The 15,350-nt window shown below is 73.1% G+C and carries 18 protein-coding genes and 1 tRNA gene; 6 read left to right on the top strand and 13 right to left on the bottom strand.

Annotated elements, in window-relative coordinates:
* Nucleotides 1-39: 39 nt before the first annotated feature.
* Nucleotides 40-948, bottom strand: a complete 909-nt coding sequence (locus ET471_RS05530; RefSeq protein WP_129186968.1) for a LysR family transcriptional regulator — start codon at nucleotides 946-948, stop codon at nucleotides 40-42.
* 266 nt (nucleotides 949-1,214) lie between these two features.
* Here ET471_RS05530 and ET471_RS05525 point away from each other — a divergent pair, with 266 nt between their 5' ends.
* Nucleotides 1,215-1,571, top strand: a complete 357-nt coding sequence (locus tag ET471_RS05525) for a CBU_0592 family membrane protein (protein WP_207207336.1) — start codon at nucleotides 1,215-1,217, stop codon at nucleotides 1,569-1,571.
* Nucleotides 1,572-1,593: 22 nt separating this feature from the next.
* Here the strand turns inward: ET471_RS05525 and ET471_RS05520 are convergent, their stop codons facing one another.
* The 4 genes from ET471_RS05520 to ET471_RS05505 form a co-directional block, all read right to left on the bottom strand.
* Nucleotides 1,594-2,076 carry a DUF6328 family protein gene (locus ET471_RS05520; RefSeq protein WP_129186967.1) on the bottom strand — a complete coding sequence of 161 codons (483 nt, stop codon included), beginning with the start codon at nucleotides 2,074-2,076 and terminating at the stop codon, nucleotides 1,594-1,596.
* A 27-nt stretch (nucleotides 2,077-2,103) separates the two neighbouring features.
* On the bottom strand, nucleotides 2,104-3,240 hold the full coding sequence (locus ET471_RS05515; RefSeq protein WP_242496432.1) for a phosphate ABC transporter substrate-binding protein PstS: 1,137 nt from the start codon (nucleotides 3,238-3,240) through the stop codon (nucleotides 2,104-2,106).
* 92 nt (nucleotides 3,241-3,332) lie between these two features.
* A complete protein-coding gene (locus tag ET471_RS05510) occupies nucleotides 3,333-4,286 on the bottom strand; it encodes an endonuclease/exonuclease/phosphatase family protein (protein ID WP_165350410.1) in 954 nt (317 codons plus the stop codon).
* 90 nt (nucleotides 4,287-4,376) lie between these two features.
* Nucleotides 4,377-5,540 carry a pyridoxal phosphate-dependent aminotransferase gene (locus tag ET471_RS05505; RefSeq protein ID WP_129186965.1) on the bottom strand — a complete coding sequence of 388 codons (1,164 nt, stop codon included), beginning with the start codon at nucleotides 5,538-5,540 and terminating at the stop codon, nucleotides 4,377-4,379.
* Between the two features lie 132 nt (nucleotides 5,541-5,672).
* Between ET471_RS05505 and ET471_RS05500 the strand changes: the two genes are divergently transcribed.
* On the top strand, nucleotides 5,673-6,698 hold the full coding sequence (locus ET471_RS05500; RefSeq protein ID WP_242496431.1) for an alpha/beta hydrolase: 1,026 nt from the start codon (nucleotides 5,673-5,675) through the stop codon (nucleotides 6,696-6,698).
* A 4-nt stretch (nucleotides 6,699-6,702) separates the two neighbouring features.
* Here ET471_RS05500 and ET471_RS05495 read toward each other — a convergent pair whose 3' ends face one another.
* A complete protein-coding gene (locus ET471_RS05495; RefSeq protein WP_129186964.1) occupies nucleotides 6,703-7,233 on the bottom strand; it encodes a GNAT family N-acetyltransferase in 531 nt (176 codons plus the stop codon).
* Nucleotides 7,234-7,273: 40 nt separating this feature from the next.
* Nucleotides 7,274-7,825, bottom strand: coding sequence for a low molecular weight protein-tyrosine-phosphatase (locus ET471_RS05490; RefSeq protein WP_129186963.1), 552 nt, complete (start codon nucleotides 7,823-7,825; stop codon nucleotides 7,274-7,276).
* Nucleotides 7,826-7,898: 73 nt separating this feature from the next.
* On the opposite strand from ET471_RS05490, the gene ET471_RS05485 reads away from it, so the two are divergent.
* Together ET471_RS05485 and ET471_RS05480 are read left to right on the top strand one after the other, a co-directional pair.
* The gene (locus ET471_RS05485; protein WP_129186962.1) at nucleotides 7,899-8,804 is read left to right on the top strand and encodes an NmrA family NAD(P)-binding protein; all 906 of its coding nucleotides are present in this window, start codon (nucleotides 7,899-7,901) and stop codon (nucleotides 8,802-8,804) included.
* 339 nt (nucleotides 8,805-9,143) lie between these two features.
* Nucleotides 9,144-9,506 carry a YidH family protein gene (locus ET471_RS05480; RefSeq protein WP_129186961.1) on the top strand — a complete coding sequence of 121 codons (363 nt, stop codon included), beginning with the start codon at nucleotides 9,144-9,146 and terminating at the stop codon, nucleotides 9,504-9,506.
* Nucleotides 9,507-9,540: 34 nt separating this feature from the next.
* On the opposite strand, the gene ET471_RS05475 is transcribed toward ET471_RS05480, so the two are convergent.
* The 6 genes from ET471_RS05475 to ET471_RS05450 all read right to left on the bottom strand — a co-directional run bounded on the left by ET471_RS05475 (nucleotide 9,541) and on the right by ET471_RS05450 (nucleotide 13,930).
* Nucleotides 9,541-10,368: an integrase gene (locus ET471_RS05475; RefSeq protein WP_129186960.1), complete on the bottom strand. Its 828-nt coding sequence runs from the start codon at nucleotides 10,366-10,368 to the stop codon at nucleotides 9,541-9,543.
* A 10-nt stretch (nucleotides 10,369-10,378) separates the two neighbouring features.
* A complete protein-coding gene (locus ET471_RS05470; RefSeq protein ID WP_165350409.1) occupies nucleotides 10,379-10,900 on the bottom strand; it encodes a GNAT family N-acetyltransferase in 522 nt (173 codons plus the stop codon).
* A 237-nt stretch (nucleotides 10,901-11,137) separates the two neighbouring features.
* Nucleotides 11,138-11,968, bottom strand: a complete 831-nt coding sequence (locus tag ET471_RS05465; protein ID WP_129186958.1) for a GIY-YIG nuclease family protein — start codon at nucleotides 11,966-11,968, stop codon at nucleotides 11,138-11,140.
* Nucleotides 11,969-12,075: 107 nt separating this feature from the next.
* Complete coding sequence (locus ET471_RS05460) at nucleotides 12,076-12,654, bottom strand: hypothetical protein (RefSeq protein WP_129186957.1); 579 nt, start codon at nucleotides 12,652-12,654, stop codon at nucleotides 12,076-12,078.
* Nucleotides 12,651-13,442: a hypothetical protein gene (locus ET471_RS05455; protein ID WP_129186956.1), complete on the bottom strand. Its 792-nt coding sequence runs from the start codon at nucleotides 13,440-13,442 to the stop codon at nucleotides 12,651-12,653. The genes ET471_RS05460 and ET471_RS05455 overlap by 4 nt, the downstream gene beginning before the upstream one ends.
* Before the next feature lie 404 nt (nucleotides 13,443-13,846).
* Nucleotides 13,847-13,930: transfer RNA gene (locus tag ET471_RS05450), tRNA-Leu, on the bottom strand.
* Between the two features lie 187 nt (nucleotides 13,931-14,117).
* Here ET471_RS05450 and ET471_RS05445 point away from each other — a divergent pair.
* Together ET471_RS05445 and ET471_RS05440 are read left to right on the top strand one after the other, a co-directional pair.
* The gene (locus tag ET471_RS05445) at nucleotides 14,118-14,825 is read left to right on the top strand and encodes an FHA domain-containing protein (protein WP_129186955.1); all 708 of its coding nucleotides are present in this window, start codon (nucleotides 14,118-14,120) and stop codon (nucleotides 14,823-14,825) included.
* A gap of 10 nt (nucleotides 14,826-14,835) precedes the next feature.
* A complete protein-coding gene (locus ET471_RS05440; protein ID WP_129186954.1) occupies nucleotides 14,836-15,345 on the top strand; it encodes an FHA domain-containing protein FhaB/FipA in 510 nt (169 codons plus the stop codon).
* The last annotated feature ends 5 nt before the right edge of the window (nucleotides 15,346-15,350 follow it).

Genomic DNA, 15,350 nt, shown 5'->3' with positions numbered 1-15,350 from the left:
CCGATCTTACTCAGGGTGCGGCCGGGCGTGGCCCGTGTCTCACGCGAGCTCGAGCTGCGCGGCGACCTCGCCCATGACCTCGACGACGGCGCGCACGGCCGGGCTGGGTTCGTGGCGGGTCGCGCGGTGCCGCACGAACAGCTGGCGCTCGCCGAGGCCGGGCAGGCGGACGACCTGGAGGTTGTCGGCCAGCGCGCCGCCGTGCAGGGCCAGCGCGGGCAGGATCGCGACGCCCTGACCTGCGGCGACGAGCGCGAGCATGGTGTCGAAGTCGTACGAGGCGTGCCGCGTGCGGATCTGCGTGCCGAGCGTGCGCGAGAGGCGCTGGAGCGCGCGGTGCGACGCCGTCCCGTCGGCCGCGGCGACGATCGTGAGCTTGCCGAGGTCCTCGAGCGTCGTCGGCGGCTTGATGCCGGCCGGGACGACGAGGCGCCACGGCTCGTCGACGAGCGGGACGTCGTGCGACCCGGCGGGCGCCGGGTTCTTGTTCTCGGAGTCGCGCTCGAGCACGACGACGTCGAGGTCGCCGGCGCGCAGCATCCGCACGGACTCCACCGGCTCGTGCTCGCGCACGTCGAGGATGACGGCGGGGTAGCGCTCGGCGAGCGGCTCCAGCGCGGGCGCGACGACGGCGCGGATCGCCGTCTGGAACGCGCCGATCGCCACGCGCCCCGCCACCCCGTCGCCGAGCGCGGCGATGGCCTGCCGGGCCTCGACGAGCTCGCTCTCGATGCGCTCGGCGGCCTCGGCGAGCACCCGGCCGGCCGGGGTGAGCGTGACGCCGCGCGGGCCGCGGTCCAGCACGGGGAAGCCCTCCTCGGCCTCGAGCCGCGCGATCTGCTGCGAGACCGCGGACGCCGTCACGCCGAGCAGGTCGGCGGCGGCGAGCACGCCGCCGGCGCGGTGCACCGCGAGCAGGAAGGCCAGGCGGCGGGGGTCTGTGGACATACAGCAATGCTACATGCTGGATCCAGAATCATTCGATTGTGCTGAAGCGTCAGATGCGTCACCATGGGCGTGCGCACCGCGCCAGGCCCGCTCTCCGGAGCCCGAGCCGCACGGGGCGTCCACACCTACCACGCCCCCGGGGTGCGCCGCAGCATGCCCGGGAGCCAGCAGCACCGCCGCACCACCAGCCCTGCCGTATCACCAGCACTGCCGTATCACCAGCACTGCCACGCCACCAGCCCTGCCGCGAGACCCGGAGCCCCGTCATGTCCCTGATCGATCTGATCACCGCCCTCGGCTGGGTCGGCGCCGTCGCCGGGATCGTCGCTTACGGCATGGTCAGCAAGGGGCACTGGGGTCCGGGCTCGTTCGCGTTCCAGCTGACGAACCTGGGCGGCGCCACCGCCATGTTCCTCGTCGCGCTCGTCAACGGCGTCTGGCCGTCGGCCGCGGCCAACGTCGCGTGGATCGTCATCGGCGCGCACTCGACCGTCACCATCCTGCGCAAGCGCGCGCTGGCCCGCGTGCACGCGCCGGCCCCGGCGACGACGGTCCCGGGCCAGGTCACGGTCCAGGTCTCGGGCCCGGCCGCGGTCGCGCACGCCCTCGACCTCGTCGCCTGAGGTCTCCCGCAGGGCCGCGCCGCTACGGCGCCGCGTGCCGCGACCGGACCACGGCCGGCACCACGGCCCAGAGGCCGACGAGCACCACGATCCCGACGGCCACGGCGACGACCGCGGCACCGTGACCGACCACGACGTCGAACACCAGCCCCGTCACCCCCGTGACGAGCACGGCGAGCAGCAGGAGCGCGGCACGCGTCATGCGGTCGGCCGTCGTCACGAGCCGCGCCTTGACGTGCCGGCGGAACAGGCCGCGGTGGAGTGCCACGGGCGCGACGGCCAGCCCCGTCGTGAGCGCGGACAGCACCATGAGCACCAGGTAGTACCCCCGCTGGAACGAGGTCAGCGTCTCGAACCGGGCCTGGAACGGCACCGTGAGCAGGAAGCCGCTGAGGATCTGGACGCCGGTCTGCATGACGCGCAGCTCCTGGAGCAGCTCGACCCAGTTCCGGTCGGAGCGCTGCTCGGTGGTCTCGTTGCGGCCCCCGGCGCGCTCGTCGTCCATACGGCCGACGGTAGCCCGCGGCCCCGCTCAGGACCCGGCGGCGGGGACGAGGAAGATGTCGTTCGCCGTCGAGCGCAGCCACTCCTGCTGGGCGGGACTCAGCGGTGCGCTGCCCGCGGCCGTCGTGCCGATGCTCTGGCCCTCGTCGGACGCGACGTAGTCCACGAACTCCTTGACCACCTCGCCCTCCGCCCGGTCGGCGTAGCGCGAGCAGACCACCAGGTAGGAGACGAGCACGAGGGGATACACGTTCGGGTTCGTCGCGGTGCGGTCGAGGTCGTAGGACAGGTCGTCCTCGTAGCGGCTCGGGTCGCGCGGCGAGACGGCCGCGGCGCCCGCGGCACCGGCCGCGCTCGACGCGACCCACTGGTCGCCCACCCTGATCGACGCCGTGCCCAGGGTGCCGACCTGCGAGGCGTCCGCGTAGGTGACCGCGCCAGGCGTGGCGGCGACGGCGGCGACGACGCCGCCCGTGCCCTCGGCAGCGGTGCCGCCGGGAAGCGGCCACGAGCTCGCGGCGTCGTAGGGCCAGGCGCGGGGCGCGGTGGCGTGCAGCCAGTCGGTGAAGTTCTCCGTGGTGCCCGACGACTCGGAGCGGTGCACCGGCACGACGCGCAGCGCGGGCAGCGCGACGCCCGGGTTGTCCGCGGCGACGGCGTCGTCGTCCCAGGACGTGATGTCGCCGCCGAGCAGGCCGGCGACCGTCGTGGACGACAGGTGGAGCGACGTGACGCCCGGGACGTTGAAAGCGACGGCGATCGGGCTGATGTAGACGGGCAGGTCGATCGCGTTGCCGCCGTCGCACGCGGCGCCCGAGGCCGCCATCTCCTCGTCGCTCAGGGCGACGTCGGACGTGCCGAAAGTCGCCTCGCCGCTGAGGAATGCCTTGCGGCCCGCGCCCGAGCCGACGCCGTCGTACGTGAGCGTGACGTCCGGATGCTTCGCCGTGAAGCCCGCGATCCAGGCCTCCATGGCCTTCTGCTGCGAGGTGGCGCCGCTGCCCTGGAAGGTCCCCGTGAGCGTCGGTGCGGCGTCCGTGCCGAGCGCCTGCGCGGTCGGGTCGACGGTGCCGCAGCCGGCCAGCGGGGCGAGCGCGACGGCCAGTGGGAGGAGGACGGCGGACCGTGCGGCGATGCGCGCGCGGCGCGTCTGCAGTGGCTTCACGAGCGGACGACCCTAGCGGTGCCCGGGGTGCGGCACACCGGCCCGCGATGAACGGGCCGTGAACGTTTGCCCCCGTCAGGGTGAACGCGGCCTCATCCCGCGGGATCGAGGCGGACGTCGACGACGACCGCACGGTGGTCGCTGACGCCCAGGTCGACGGTCTCCGCGGGGGCGAGCAGCCGGAGCGTGCGCCCGGCGCCGGCGTCGACGAGCACGTCGTCGTCGACGAGCACGTGGTCGAGGCCGAGCGACGGCCGGTGACGGGGGTACGTCGCCGCGTCGACGAGGTCCCGCCACCCGGTCAGCGCGGCGGGCTCGGCACCGCGGAGGTTGAGGTCGCCCAGCAGCACGAGGGGCCGCGGCGCCCCACGCAGCCCGTCCACGAGCCAGCGCAGCTGCGTCCTGTTCCACGTGGAACCGTTGGACAGGTGCGTGGTCGCCACCGTGAGCGGCCCGTCCGGCGTGCCGACGACGGCGCACACCGCCACGCGCGGCTGGTCGGCGCCGAGCTGGAACCGGTCGAACAGCCAGGGGGACGCGAGCGGGAGCCGCACGTGCCGCCACTCCCGCACGGGGTGCCGGGAGATCAGCGCGATCCCGTAGCCGGGGACGTGGTCGGGCTCGTCGCCCCGCGCGCGACGCCGGGAGAACCAGGTGGCGGCGTACGCCCGGGCGGCGGCCCGGCCGGCGGGGGAGCGGAGCACTCGCGCCGCGGCCGGGATGCGGTCGCGGCCCGTCGCCTTGGCCACCGGGGCGAGCGCGCGCGCCGGGTCGTCGGCACCGGGCGCCTCGCCGGGCGCGGCGCGCGGCGGCTCGATCCGCCCGGCGACGGCCGGCACGTACCGGAGCTCGGTCGCACCCATCGCCTCCGCGACGAGCCGCGCCAGGTGCGCGCCCCCCGACCGCACCTGACCTCGGTCCACCTCCTGGAGCGCGACGACGTCGGCGTCCAGGCTCGCGACCGCAGCGGCGAGGAACGCGGGGTCCACCCGTCCGTCGGGCATCCGCCCGTGCTGGACGTTGAAGGTGGCGAGGCGCAGGCTCATCGCCCCCATCGTCGCGTCGCGCCCGGCCCGCGGCGACCCGGCCCGCGTCACACCCGCGGCGACCCGGCCGGGACGCGCCGTCCCAGCCGCTCAGAGCGCGCGCTGCCAGGCCGCGATGCGTTCCGCCGCCCGCGTGACCGTCTGGGGCGACGCCGCGAACGACAGCCGCACCCACGCGTGCCCGTTCACCGCGTCGAAGTCCGTCCCGGGCGTGATCGCGACGTCGGCCTCCTCGAGCAGGCGGGCGCAGTACGTCCGCGAGTCCAGGCCGGTGGCCGCGACGTTGCCGTAGAGGTAGAACGCCCCGTCGGCGGGCGCCACGGGGTCCCAGCCGAGCTCCTGCGCCCGCTCCAGCAGCGCCGCGCGCGAGACGGCGTACCGCTCGACGTTGGCCGCCGCGGCGGCGTACCCGGCGTCGCTGAACGCGGCGACGCCCGCGTGCTGCGAGAGCGCCGGGGGAGACAGGGCCACGTTCCCGGCCAGGGCGTCGACGGGAGCGACGAGCTCCTCGGGCAGCACGAGCCAGCCGAGCCGCCACCCCGTCATCGCCCAGTACTTCGAGAACGAGTTGACCACCACGGCGTCGTCGTACACCGCCGCGGTCGCCTGATGTACATCGCCGCCATAGGCGATCCCGTGGTAGATCTCGTCGCTGACCAGGCGCACGTCGTGCTCGGAGCACCAGCGCGCGGCGGCCTCCAGCTCGGCCGGCGCGATCATCGTCCCCGTGGGGTTCGCGGGGCTCGCCACGACGACGCCGTCGAGCCCGCCGCCGTAGTACGCCTCCATGAGCTGGGACACCGTCGGCTGATAGCGCGTCTCCGGCCCGCAGTCGAGCTCCACGACCTCGCACCCGAGCGCCGCGAGGATGTTCTTGTACGCCGGGTACCCGGGCCGGGCGAGCGCGACGCGGTCGCCGACGTCGAACGCCGCGAGGAACGCGAGCACGAACCCGCCGCTCGACCCCGTCGTGACGGCGATCCGCGCGGGGTCGACGTCGACGTCGTACCAGCGCCGGTAGTGCCCGGCGATGGCCTCGCGCAGCGCGGGCACGCCGAGCGCCTCGGTGTACCCGAGGTCGCCGTCCTGGAGCAGCTCGATCGCGCGCGCCCGCACGACGTCGGAGGCGCCCGTGGACGGCTCGCCCGCGCACAGGTTGAGCACGTCGCGCCCCGCGGCGCGACGCTGGTTGGCGGCCGCGAGGATCTCCATCACGGCGAACGGGGGCACGTGCGAGCGGCGGGAGACCTTCATGCGCCCATGATGCCCGGGCCGCGCGGGGGCCGTTGCAGGACCGGAGGACGCCGCACCCGCGACGACCCCGCGCACCCGCCCACGCGGACACCGTCCGCGCGCCCTGACCAGCACGTTGTTACCGTCCGAAGGGTGACCGCGACGGACAGCACCTGGGAACCCGACGTCCTGCCGGGCTTCGAGCGCCTCACGCTCCCGCTCGCGCCCGACGACGAGGGCGACGTCGTCGCCACCCTGGTCCGCCGCGAGCGCCGCGGCGAGAGCGACGCCGGCGTCGACCTGCTCTACGTCCACGGCTGGATCGACTACTTCCACCAGGTCCACGTCGCGGACTTCTGGGAGGCGCTCGGCGTCCGCTTCCACGCCCTGGACCTGCGCAAGTACGGCCGCAGCCTGCGGGAGGGCCAGACCCCGGGGTTCGTCACGGACCTGCGCACGTACGACGAGGACCTCGCGGCGGCGCTCGAGGCGATGGGCCACGGGGACGGTGCGGCGCGACGCCGGCTCGTGCTCATGGGGCACTCCACGGGCGGGCTGATCGTCGCGCTGTGGACGGACCGCCACCCGGGCCGGGCGGCCGCCCTGGTGCTCAACGCCCCGTGGCTGGAGTTCCAGACCCGCTACCTGGGCCGGCGCGTGCTGGAGGGCCCGGTCCGGGCGCAGGCCGCGGTCGCGCCCCGCAGCCACCTGGTGAACCTCGACCAGGGGTTCTACGCGCGCAGCATCTCGAGGCGGTTCGAGGGGGAGTGGGACTACGACGAGGCGTGGCGGCCCGACCTGGGCTGGCGCGCGACGCCCGCCTGGCTCGCCGCGGTGTTCAGCGGGCACGACGCCGTGGCGCGAGGGCTGCACATCGACGTCCCGATCCTCGTGCTGCTCTCGGCGCGGTCGGTGCCGCCGGTGCGCTGGTCGGAGGACCTCCGGCACGCCGACTCGGTGCTCGACGTGCCCGGCATCATGCGCCGTGTGCCGAACCTGGGCTCGCTCGTCACGCTCGCCCGCTTCGAGGGGGCCCTGCACGACGTGACGCTGTCGGAGAAGCCGGTGCGCGAGCAGGTGTTCCGGGAGCTGTCGCGCTGGTTCCGCGGCTACGTCGCCCCGCCGGCGCCCGTCCCGGCCGCGCCGCGCAGGCCCTGGTGGCGGCGCTGGTTCGCCTGAGCTCTCAGACCGCCTTCGCGAGCTCGACCTCGGGCCCGACCGTGCTCTCGAACGTCTCCCCGGTCACCACGAACCCGGCCTTCTCGTAGGCGGCCTGCGCCCGCGGGTTCTCGGCGTGCACGTAGAGCCGGGCCCTCGTGGCCCCGTGCTCGCGCCCCCACGCGACGACGGCGCCGATCGCCTCCTGGATGAGCCCCCGCCCGCGGTGCGCGGGGTGCAGCCAGACGCCGACGACGTGGACCTGCCGGGCGTCCACGACCTGCCCGGCGAGGTCGGACGCGCCCGGTTCCTCGAGCAGGCCGGTCGCCGACCCGACCCAGCGTCCGTCGGGGTCGACGACGACGTACTGCGCGACGGCGCCGCCCGTGGCGGCCCCTGCGGCCCGCTCCTGCCAGAACCCGGGGGCATGTGCGGCCGCCTCCTCGTAGCTCGTCAGGAACGCGAGGTGCGCCACGGCGTCCTGGAGCGCCTCGAGCCGTACCGCGCGGACCGCTTCCCACTCCTGCGCACGCACGCGCCGCACCGTGTACCCCATGGCCGCAGTCTGGCAGACCGTGCCAGGCATGTCGGACGTGTTAGGCGGCCAGGCGGGCCCGCACGTGCTCGACGATCCCGGGCGTCGCCGCCTCGATCTCGCGCAGGCACACCTCGAAGTCCTCGGCGCCCCCGTACCAGGGGTCCTCGACGTCGAGCAGGTCCTCGCTGCCGGCGTTCGTGGGCACGGGCGCCTCGGGGTCGAACGACCGGAACATCCGGATCTCCGGCCCGCTCGACGCCGTGTGCGGCCCGGAGAGCTCGCCGCCCTCGTCGAACCCCGCGAGGCGGCGCAGCGCCCGCGCGTGGTGCGCGGTCATGGCGAGCACGAGGTCGCTGTCGCGCAGCTCCGCCGCGGTCACGCGCCGCGCGCGGTGCGCGTCGCCCACGGGGTACCCGTGGGCGGCCAGGACGCTCCGGGCACGCCGGTCCACCGGGTTCCCCTGCTCCTCGCCGGAGACGCCGGTGGAGTCGACGACGACGGCGCCGTCGAGCCCTGCCGCCGCGAGCGCTTCCCGCAGCACGATCTCGGCCATGGGGGACCGGCAGATGTTGCCGGTGCAGACGGTCATCACACGGAAGGGCACGCTCATGGCACGCATCCTCCCCCAGCGGGGCCCGGAGTGAGACCGCGCGGCGCTTGAGCGCCCGTCATACCGTGAGTCCATGACCCGCCAGGGGGACGACGTCGTCGCCGTCACGGGCGCGAGCGGGCGGCTCGGCACCCGCCTCGCCCTGCGCCTCGCCGCGGAGGGCGCGCAGCAGCGCCTCGTGGTGCGCGACCTCGCCCGCATCCCCCGCCTGCCGGACGGGACGCTGCTCCCGGACTCCGACGTCGCCGTCGCCTCGTCGTACGCGGACCGGGAGGCGATGCTCCGGGCGCTCGACGGCGCGCACGTGATGTTCCTGGTCAGCGGGCGTGAGACGCCGGACCGTGTGTCCCAGCACTTCGCCGCGATCGACGCCGCGGTCGCGGCGGGGGTCGAGCGCGTCGTCTACACGTCGTTCGTCGGAGCGGCCGCCGACGCCGTCTTCACGCTCGCGCGCGACCACTTCGCCACCGAGCAGCACCTGCGCATGTCGGGCCTGCGGTGGACCGTCCTGCGCGACAACCTCTACCACCACGCCCTCACCACGTTCGTCGGCGACGACGGCGTGATCCGCGGCCCCGCCGACGCCGGACGTGTCGCGTCCGTGTCGCACGACGACGTCGCCGACGTCGCCACGGCCGTGCTGCTGGACGAGCGCCCGCACGCCCACGACGCCCGCACCTACGACCTCACGGGCCCGACGGCGATCACGCTCGCGGAGGCCGCCGCGACGATGTCGGAGCTCGCGGGCCGCGCCATCCGCTACGAGGTCGAGACCACCCAGCAGGCGTACGCGTCGCGCGCGCACCACGACGTGCCGCGGGCGGAGGTCGAGGGCTGGGTGACGAGCTATGCGGCGATCGCCGCGGGGGAGCTGGAGCACGTCTCCGACGACGTCTCGCGCCTGGTGGGACGCCCGGCGCGGTCGTTCGCGGACTGGCTGGACGACTTCCCGGACCAGTGGGCGCACCTGCGGCGGTGACGGGCCGGTACCGCCGTCGGCGAAATCCGTGGACCTCCCCGGGCGCGCGGCGTAGCGTCGCAGCCACATCAGAAGGGAGGTGATCCGAGAACATGAAGTTCCTTCGGACCGATGAGGTGGTCGCGCGCTAGCGCGTCCTGATTCTCCCGCCGCCGGCACCCGTCAGGGCCGGCGACGACAGGACCTGGTGGCGACCTCACCGTGACCACCGGAGCCCGCGGGCGCCGTGCCCTCGTCCAGCACGGCAGGGGGACCCACCCCCGGCCCGCGGGCTCTCCTGCGCCCGCGGGAAGGACGCCGGGGCGGCGGACCTCGGCGAGCCGGCGCTACGGTCGACCCGTGCCCGACTCCCGGTTCCCCCGCTCCGTCTACTCCGAGGGCACCGAGCCCGACCCCCGCTTCAGCCTGGCCAACGAACGGACCTTCCTCGCCTGGATCCGCACGAGCCTGGCCCTGATCGCCGCGGGCGTCGCGCTCGAGGCGCTCGACCTGCCGCTCCAGCACGCGCTGCGCCTGACGGCGTCGCTGCTGCTGCTCGTGCTGGGCTCGACGCTGCCGGTGCTCGGCTACCGCGAGTGGACCCGCGCGGAGCGGGCCATGCGGCAGGGGCTCCCGCTGCGCAGCTCGCTCGCGCTGCCCGTCCTGACGACGGGCCTGGCGGCGGCAGGGTTCCTGCTGATCCTCGCGGTGCTCTGGCCCTGACCGCCCCGCGCACCGGGCGCGCCGAGCACCGCTGTCACGGGAGCAGTCGCCACGCCACGAGCGTCGCGTCGTCGTGCGGCTTCATCGCGACGTCGGTGAACAGCGTCGTCGACCGCTCCGCGGCGCGGATCTCGCCGATGACGGTCGCACCGTCGCCGGCGAGAGACCGCCGGACGACGTCGTCCGGCGCGTGCACGCCCAGGTGCTCGTAGCCCCGGGTGGCGCCGTCCGACGCCACGACCACGCCGGCGACGGCGTCGCGGGGGACGCTGCCGGTCAGGGCCTCGGCCGCCGCCGCGTGGTCGGCGTGGGCGCACCAGAACCCGCCGGACCGGTTTCTCGTCCGCTCCAGAGCGGCGCGGCGGGCGTCGAGGATCTCGTCACGGGACGGAACGAGGCCTCGGTCGCGTCTCTCGTCGACGAACGCCCTGACGACCGGTTCGACGACGCGAGCGAGCCGGTCGTCGGTGACCACCGTGACGACGCCGTCCACGGCAGCGAGCAGCACGGTGGCGTCACCGAGGACCAGGTGCTCCAGCCGGTCGCCGCTGGTCCGCCATGCGGCCACCGTGCCGCTCGGCGAGCCGCGGCCCAGGTCGCAGCCGGGTCCATGGCTCGCCGCGACCGCCGTGAGCGCAGCAGCGAGCGCCTCGGCAGGGCGGACGGCCCGGTCGGACAACGCATCCCTGAACGCCGTGGCGAGCTCGGTCGCGTACCAGGCCACCGAGTGGCGGCAGCCGCGGCGCATGCTCGCCGGCAGGCCCGCGCCGTCGACCAGCACGGCCACACCGGGTCCGAGCGCGACGGCGTCTTCGTTGACCGTGGCCTCGCTCGCGGGACGGGTGGCGACGACGGGCTGCACTGTCGGCACGCTAGCGGCACCGCCCGTCCGCGACCTCCAGGCCCATGACCGTCATGTCCCCGAAGGCGCGCCCCAAGGGCGTGAACCCGAGCGACTCGTAGAGCGCCCGTGCCGGCAGCGCTCCGTCGCGGACGGTCAGCAGCGCTCGGCGGGCGCTCGTCGACGCGACGGCGGAGCCGAGGAGCCGGGCGGCGATCCCGCGCCGGCGAAACGCCGGACGGACGACGAGCTCGACGATCTCCAGGTGGCCCCCGAGCCACTCCTGGCCGACCCCCGGCGCGAGCGACTCCTGGACCGCGTCGGTCCAGTACTGCCCGGGACCGCCGAGGTAGCTCCAGATCAGCCCGGCGACGTCGTCGCCCTCGCGCGCGACGCACAGCGCGAACTCCGCACGGCTGCGATGGCGCGCCCACTGGCCGTCACGCCACTGCGAGAAGTCCGGTCCCGGCGGGTACTGCTCGGCGTAGACGCCGTGGACGAGCTCGCTCAGCGCCGCGGCATCGGCGCCGTCGTACCTGGTGAGGGTCAGCACGAGGGCCACGGTAACGACGGGGCTCGCTGTACGTCCGGTCCCGCAGACCGTCCGCGTTGTCGACGTCGTCCTCCGGTAGCAGACGGTGGTCCCACGCCTCGTGGACACGGGAGAGACGTTGGCGACGGCCGTCCGCGCGACCACCCGCCTGTGCTGGACCTCGTCGGCGGTGACCACGCGGTGCATCTTCGTCTCGACGAGCGATCCTCGACGAACACCCGCGACCTCCTCTCGTCACTACCCGTTTTCGTCTGAGTAGACGGTTCTCAGCTCAAGGACTCCTGCGATCGCGTCCAAGAAGTCTGCGTTCGTCAGGAACCATTCCCGGCCGACCTCGTTGCGCGTCCGCCGCAGTGACTCCTCACGGCGGGGGTTGCTGTGGCCCGCGGTCCCCAGGAGTCGGTGGAAGTCTCGCTCAGTCCGATCGAGGTCACGCGAACCTGTCTCGTACACGCGAATGGTCACGAGAGGTTCTGGGATGTGCGCCCTTGCGCCTTGCCGGTGCTGGTCGAGGCGACTAGCTACGTCCTCGGCCTTACCGACCTTGATCAGGGTGTTGCCGCCCTCCGGATCGATCGGGCTCTCGAGATACCAGCCGTAGGAGAAGGCGTAGATGCCCGCCGTGTGAATGGCCGCAAGCTCGCGCTTCTCGATGGACTCGGCGGCTGCGCTCGCCTCTGCGGCCTCCTCGACGTCAACCTCATCTGCGGCGGCGATGATGAGCGCCCTGTTCGTCTTGAGCAGATCGATCGCGGCCAGGCTCAGGGTGCCCCGCCCCTTCTTCAAGAGCGAGTTGAGGCTGCCGATGGTCTGGCGGAGAGCGGTTGGGCCGTTGGGGACTGCGCCGTCGAGCGCGGCCTCCCATGCTCGCTTCCAGCCGTAGATGTAGCCAACGCTCGCGACGTTCTGCTGATCGGCGATCCAGCGAGCGTCGGGACGCTCGTGCCAGAGGCGGTACACCTCGCCGAGCCGACCGTCCTGAACGGCGATGAACTCGCCGAGCTCGTCGCGTGGCGAGAGTGGGAGCGAGGGGGGACCGTCGACAACCTCGTCGGCGAACTCAGACATGGCGACCTCCGTTAGTCCATCCGGTCTCTAGAGTCACCCACGCCTCCAAGGAAGCCTGCCACATCATCGTGGCGGACCTCCTTGCATTCACATCCAACCAGCGACGGTCAGCGCGGTCGCCGCAGGATCAGCCGTCGTGGGGACGGCCCACCAGGCGCGACCTGCTCCGGTTCCCGGTAGAGCACCCATGACGTCATCTCGAGCCACTGGGCGGTGCTCGTCTGATGGTGCTCGCACGCGGTCCGCACGGTCACGGAGTACCTCCCGGTGTCAGGGTCCACGTGCGGGTCGGCGACCACCTCGTCGATGGCAATCGTGAAGTGGGAGCCGTCGTCCGCGAAGACTTCCTTCTCGGGGCCCGACGCCATCGCCAGGATCGAGGCGGTGGTCGAGTGTGCGAGCTGGTTACCAAGAGGCACATCGCGGTCGAACTCGGGGATCACCAGATGCGTTCGGACAACTGAGTCAACGCGGTGCATCGTCCCGTCAGAGATGGGTCCGCTGCCTATGAATGCGCGCCCACGAACCACTGCCAAGGTGTTGAACGGCGAAGGTCCGGCCACGGGGATCTTCAGCACGGGCTGCGCAGGACCATCCACGGAGGTCAGGGGCGGTGGCGTGTGGTCGATGTTCGGATCCCAGGGTGCGTACAACTCGTACGGCGGCAGCTCCCACGTGTCGGTCATCGGATCACCTCGTCTGCCGAGACGAAGAAGTCCACGCCGGTTCGACTGGCGTGGGACAGATCGAGCGTGAAGATGTCCGCACCCGGCCTGTCCGGTCCGGCCGACACAGTCCCGGGGCCCGGGAACCCGACAGGCTTGACCGTGACGCGCAGTTCGGCTCCCTTCGGGGGAGCGACGATCCTGTAGCGGACGGAGACATCCGTGTCGGAGGCGCTGACGGCGACCACCTCACCTGCGCCGATAGGACTCAGGTGCTCGATCACTCCTCCGAAAGGGCCGCCGGCCGGGCTCGTCGTGCGCTCGTTCAACATGATCGCCAGATGGCCGCTCACGACGGACGGGAGCGGCTCGGGTGCGAACAGGGCCTTTGGCCAGTGGATCGTGCCAGCGACTTCCGGGGTGTCTCGCGAGATCGCCGCGACCACCTGGTACGAGTACCGGCTGAGGCTCGACCACTCGCCCATCAGCGCCGACTTCACCGACAGCACCAACTCGCCTGTGGCCTCATCTACCGCGACCCGTGCCTCGTCGACGGCGAAGGTGTAGGACGAGTCGTCGTTGGTGATGCTGGCCAGGCCAACGTGGACGGAGACCTGCTCGACCCTGTCCGCCGGAATGTGCAACAAGATCGTGTCGGCGCCATGAGCGACTTCGTCGGTGTCGATCTTCCACTCGGGACAGGCGATGCCGGACGCGACGATCAGCCGTCGTCCACCCACACCGAGGTCGACGTCAAGGACCTGCGCGGAGAACACTTGCTTGGGATCATGCGTGTCGAGCGTGGCCATGGTGCCTCCGGTTTCGAACACAGGGGAGCAGCGGCGCCCATCCATTTCGGTAGTGCCCGCGGCACACGTCTCGGGCCAATGAACCTCGATCATTGATCCACCGCGCACTGAAACCACTCTCAACGTCGAAGTTCACCCGCCGCGGCCGCCGTCGCCGACCTGTGCTGTCACGGCCTCGGCCTCGACGACAACCCGACGATAGGTCTCCCGCGCCCGCGCGACAGCGACGTCGAGCTCGCTCGTGCCCGCAAGGTGGTCGATCAGGGCCGCGCGGACCGCGTCCGGCGATCAGACGCACCAGTCCACGAGCTCACGTCCAGGGACGCCCGGGAACGACGGAACCCCCGGCCGGATCAACCGGCCGGGGGTTCCGGCAACGCTTCCCACTGGGAGACGTCCTCACGTGCGCGAGGGGGGAGTTGAACCCCCACGCCCTCACGGGCACACGGACCTGAACCGTGCGCGTCTGCCTATTCCGCCACTCGCGCGTGCTGGAGAAACCTAGCACGGGTGGCCCGCGTTCCCCGAATCGCAAGGCCAGACCGCCTTCGGGCGCCGATTTCCCCCACCCGTCCGCCAGTCGTTCACACGTTTCCGGGTCATCACCCTGTGCCGCTGCCTACGATCTAGGTAGTCTGCCCGCGGCGTGTGTCGGGCGTGCGAGAGGAGGTGGCGATGGGCGTCCTGGATCGGTTCGAGAAGGGTGTCGAGCGTGCCATGAACAGCGCGTTCTCCAAGGTCGGCCGTGGCGAGGTGAAGCCGGTCGAGCTTGCTGCCCGTCTGCGCCGGGAGCTCGACGACCGTGCCGCCGTCATGGGCCGCGACCGCACGGTCGCGCCGAACGAGCTCACGGTCGAGCTCTCGCCGGAGGACTTCGCGCAGATCGAGGCGTGGGGTGCGGAGGCGCTGGCGGACGAGCTCGCGACGAACCTCACCGAGTACGCCGCGTCCCAGCACTACGCGTTCGTCGGCCCGGTCTCCGTCTCGTTCGAGGAGCACGAGGACCTCACGGGCGGCCGCTTCCAGGTCCGTTCGGCGTCGGTCCGTGGCGCCGTCGCGCCGGCGACGACGTCGGCACCGAGCACGCGCCACCCGCTCATCGACATCGACGGTCAGCGCTACCTGCTGACCGGCCCGGTCACGGTCATCGGCCGGGACGCCGACGCCGACATCGTCGTCGACGACCCGGGCGTGAGCCGCAGGCACCTCGAGATCCGCGTGACGCCCGACGGCGTCGTCGCCACGGACCTCGGCTCCACGAACGGTCTGTATGTCGAGGGCCACCAGGTCCCGGCGGCGACCCTGCTCGACGGCAACACCCTGACGATCGGCCGCACCCGGATCATGTTCTGGTCGGGCACGGCCGCCACCGAGGAGTGGTGATCATCCCGACATGAGTGAGCTGACGTTCACCCTGCTGCGGCTGGGCTACCTGGTGCTGCTCTGGGTGTTCGTGCTCACCGCGATCGGCGTGCTGCGCCGTGACCTGTCGACGCGCGCGTCGGGCGGCCGCGCCGAGCGGCGCCGCACCCGCACCGCGACGGCGCCGCCGTCCATCGCCGGCGCTCCTGCCCCCGCGGCTCCGCCTGCTCCCGCACCTGTTCGCGGCGGCGCCCCGACGCGGCTCGTCGTCGTCGCCGGCCCGCTGCAGGGCACGTCGCTGCCGCTGACCGGGTCGAGCATCCTCATCGGCCGCTCGCCCGGGTCCACGCTCGTGCTCGACGACGACTACTCGTCGTCGCGCCACGCGCGGATCTTCCCGCAGGGCGGGCAGTGGTACGTCGAGGACCTCGGCTCGACCAACGGCACGTTCGTCGGCGACCAGCAGGTCACCGGCGTCGTCCCGCTCGCGCCGGGCGTCGGCGTGCAGATCGGCCGCTCCGTCGTCGAGCTGCAGGGATGACGCGC

The sequence above is a fragment of the Xylanimonas protaetiae genome, assembly GCF_004135385.1.
GTDB classification, from domain to species: Bacteria; Actinomycetota; Actinomycetes; order Actinomycetales; family Cellulomonadaceae; genus Xylanimonas; species Xylanimonas protaetiae.
The sequence above is the reverse complement of the archived record's forward strand: the minus strand, read 5'-3'. Positions and strand labels throughout refer to the sequence as shown.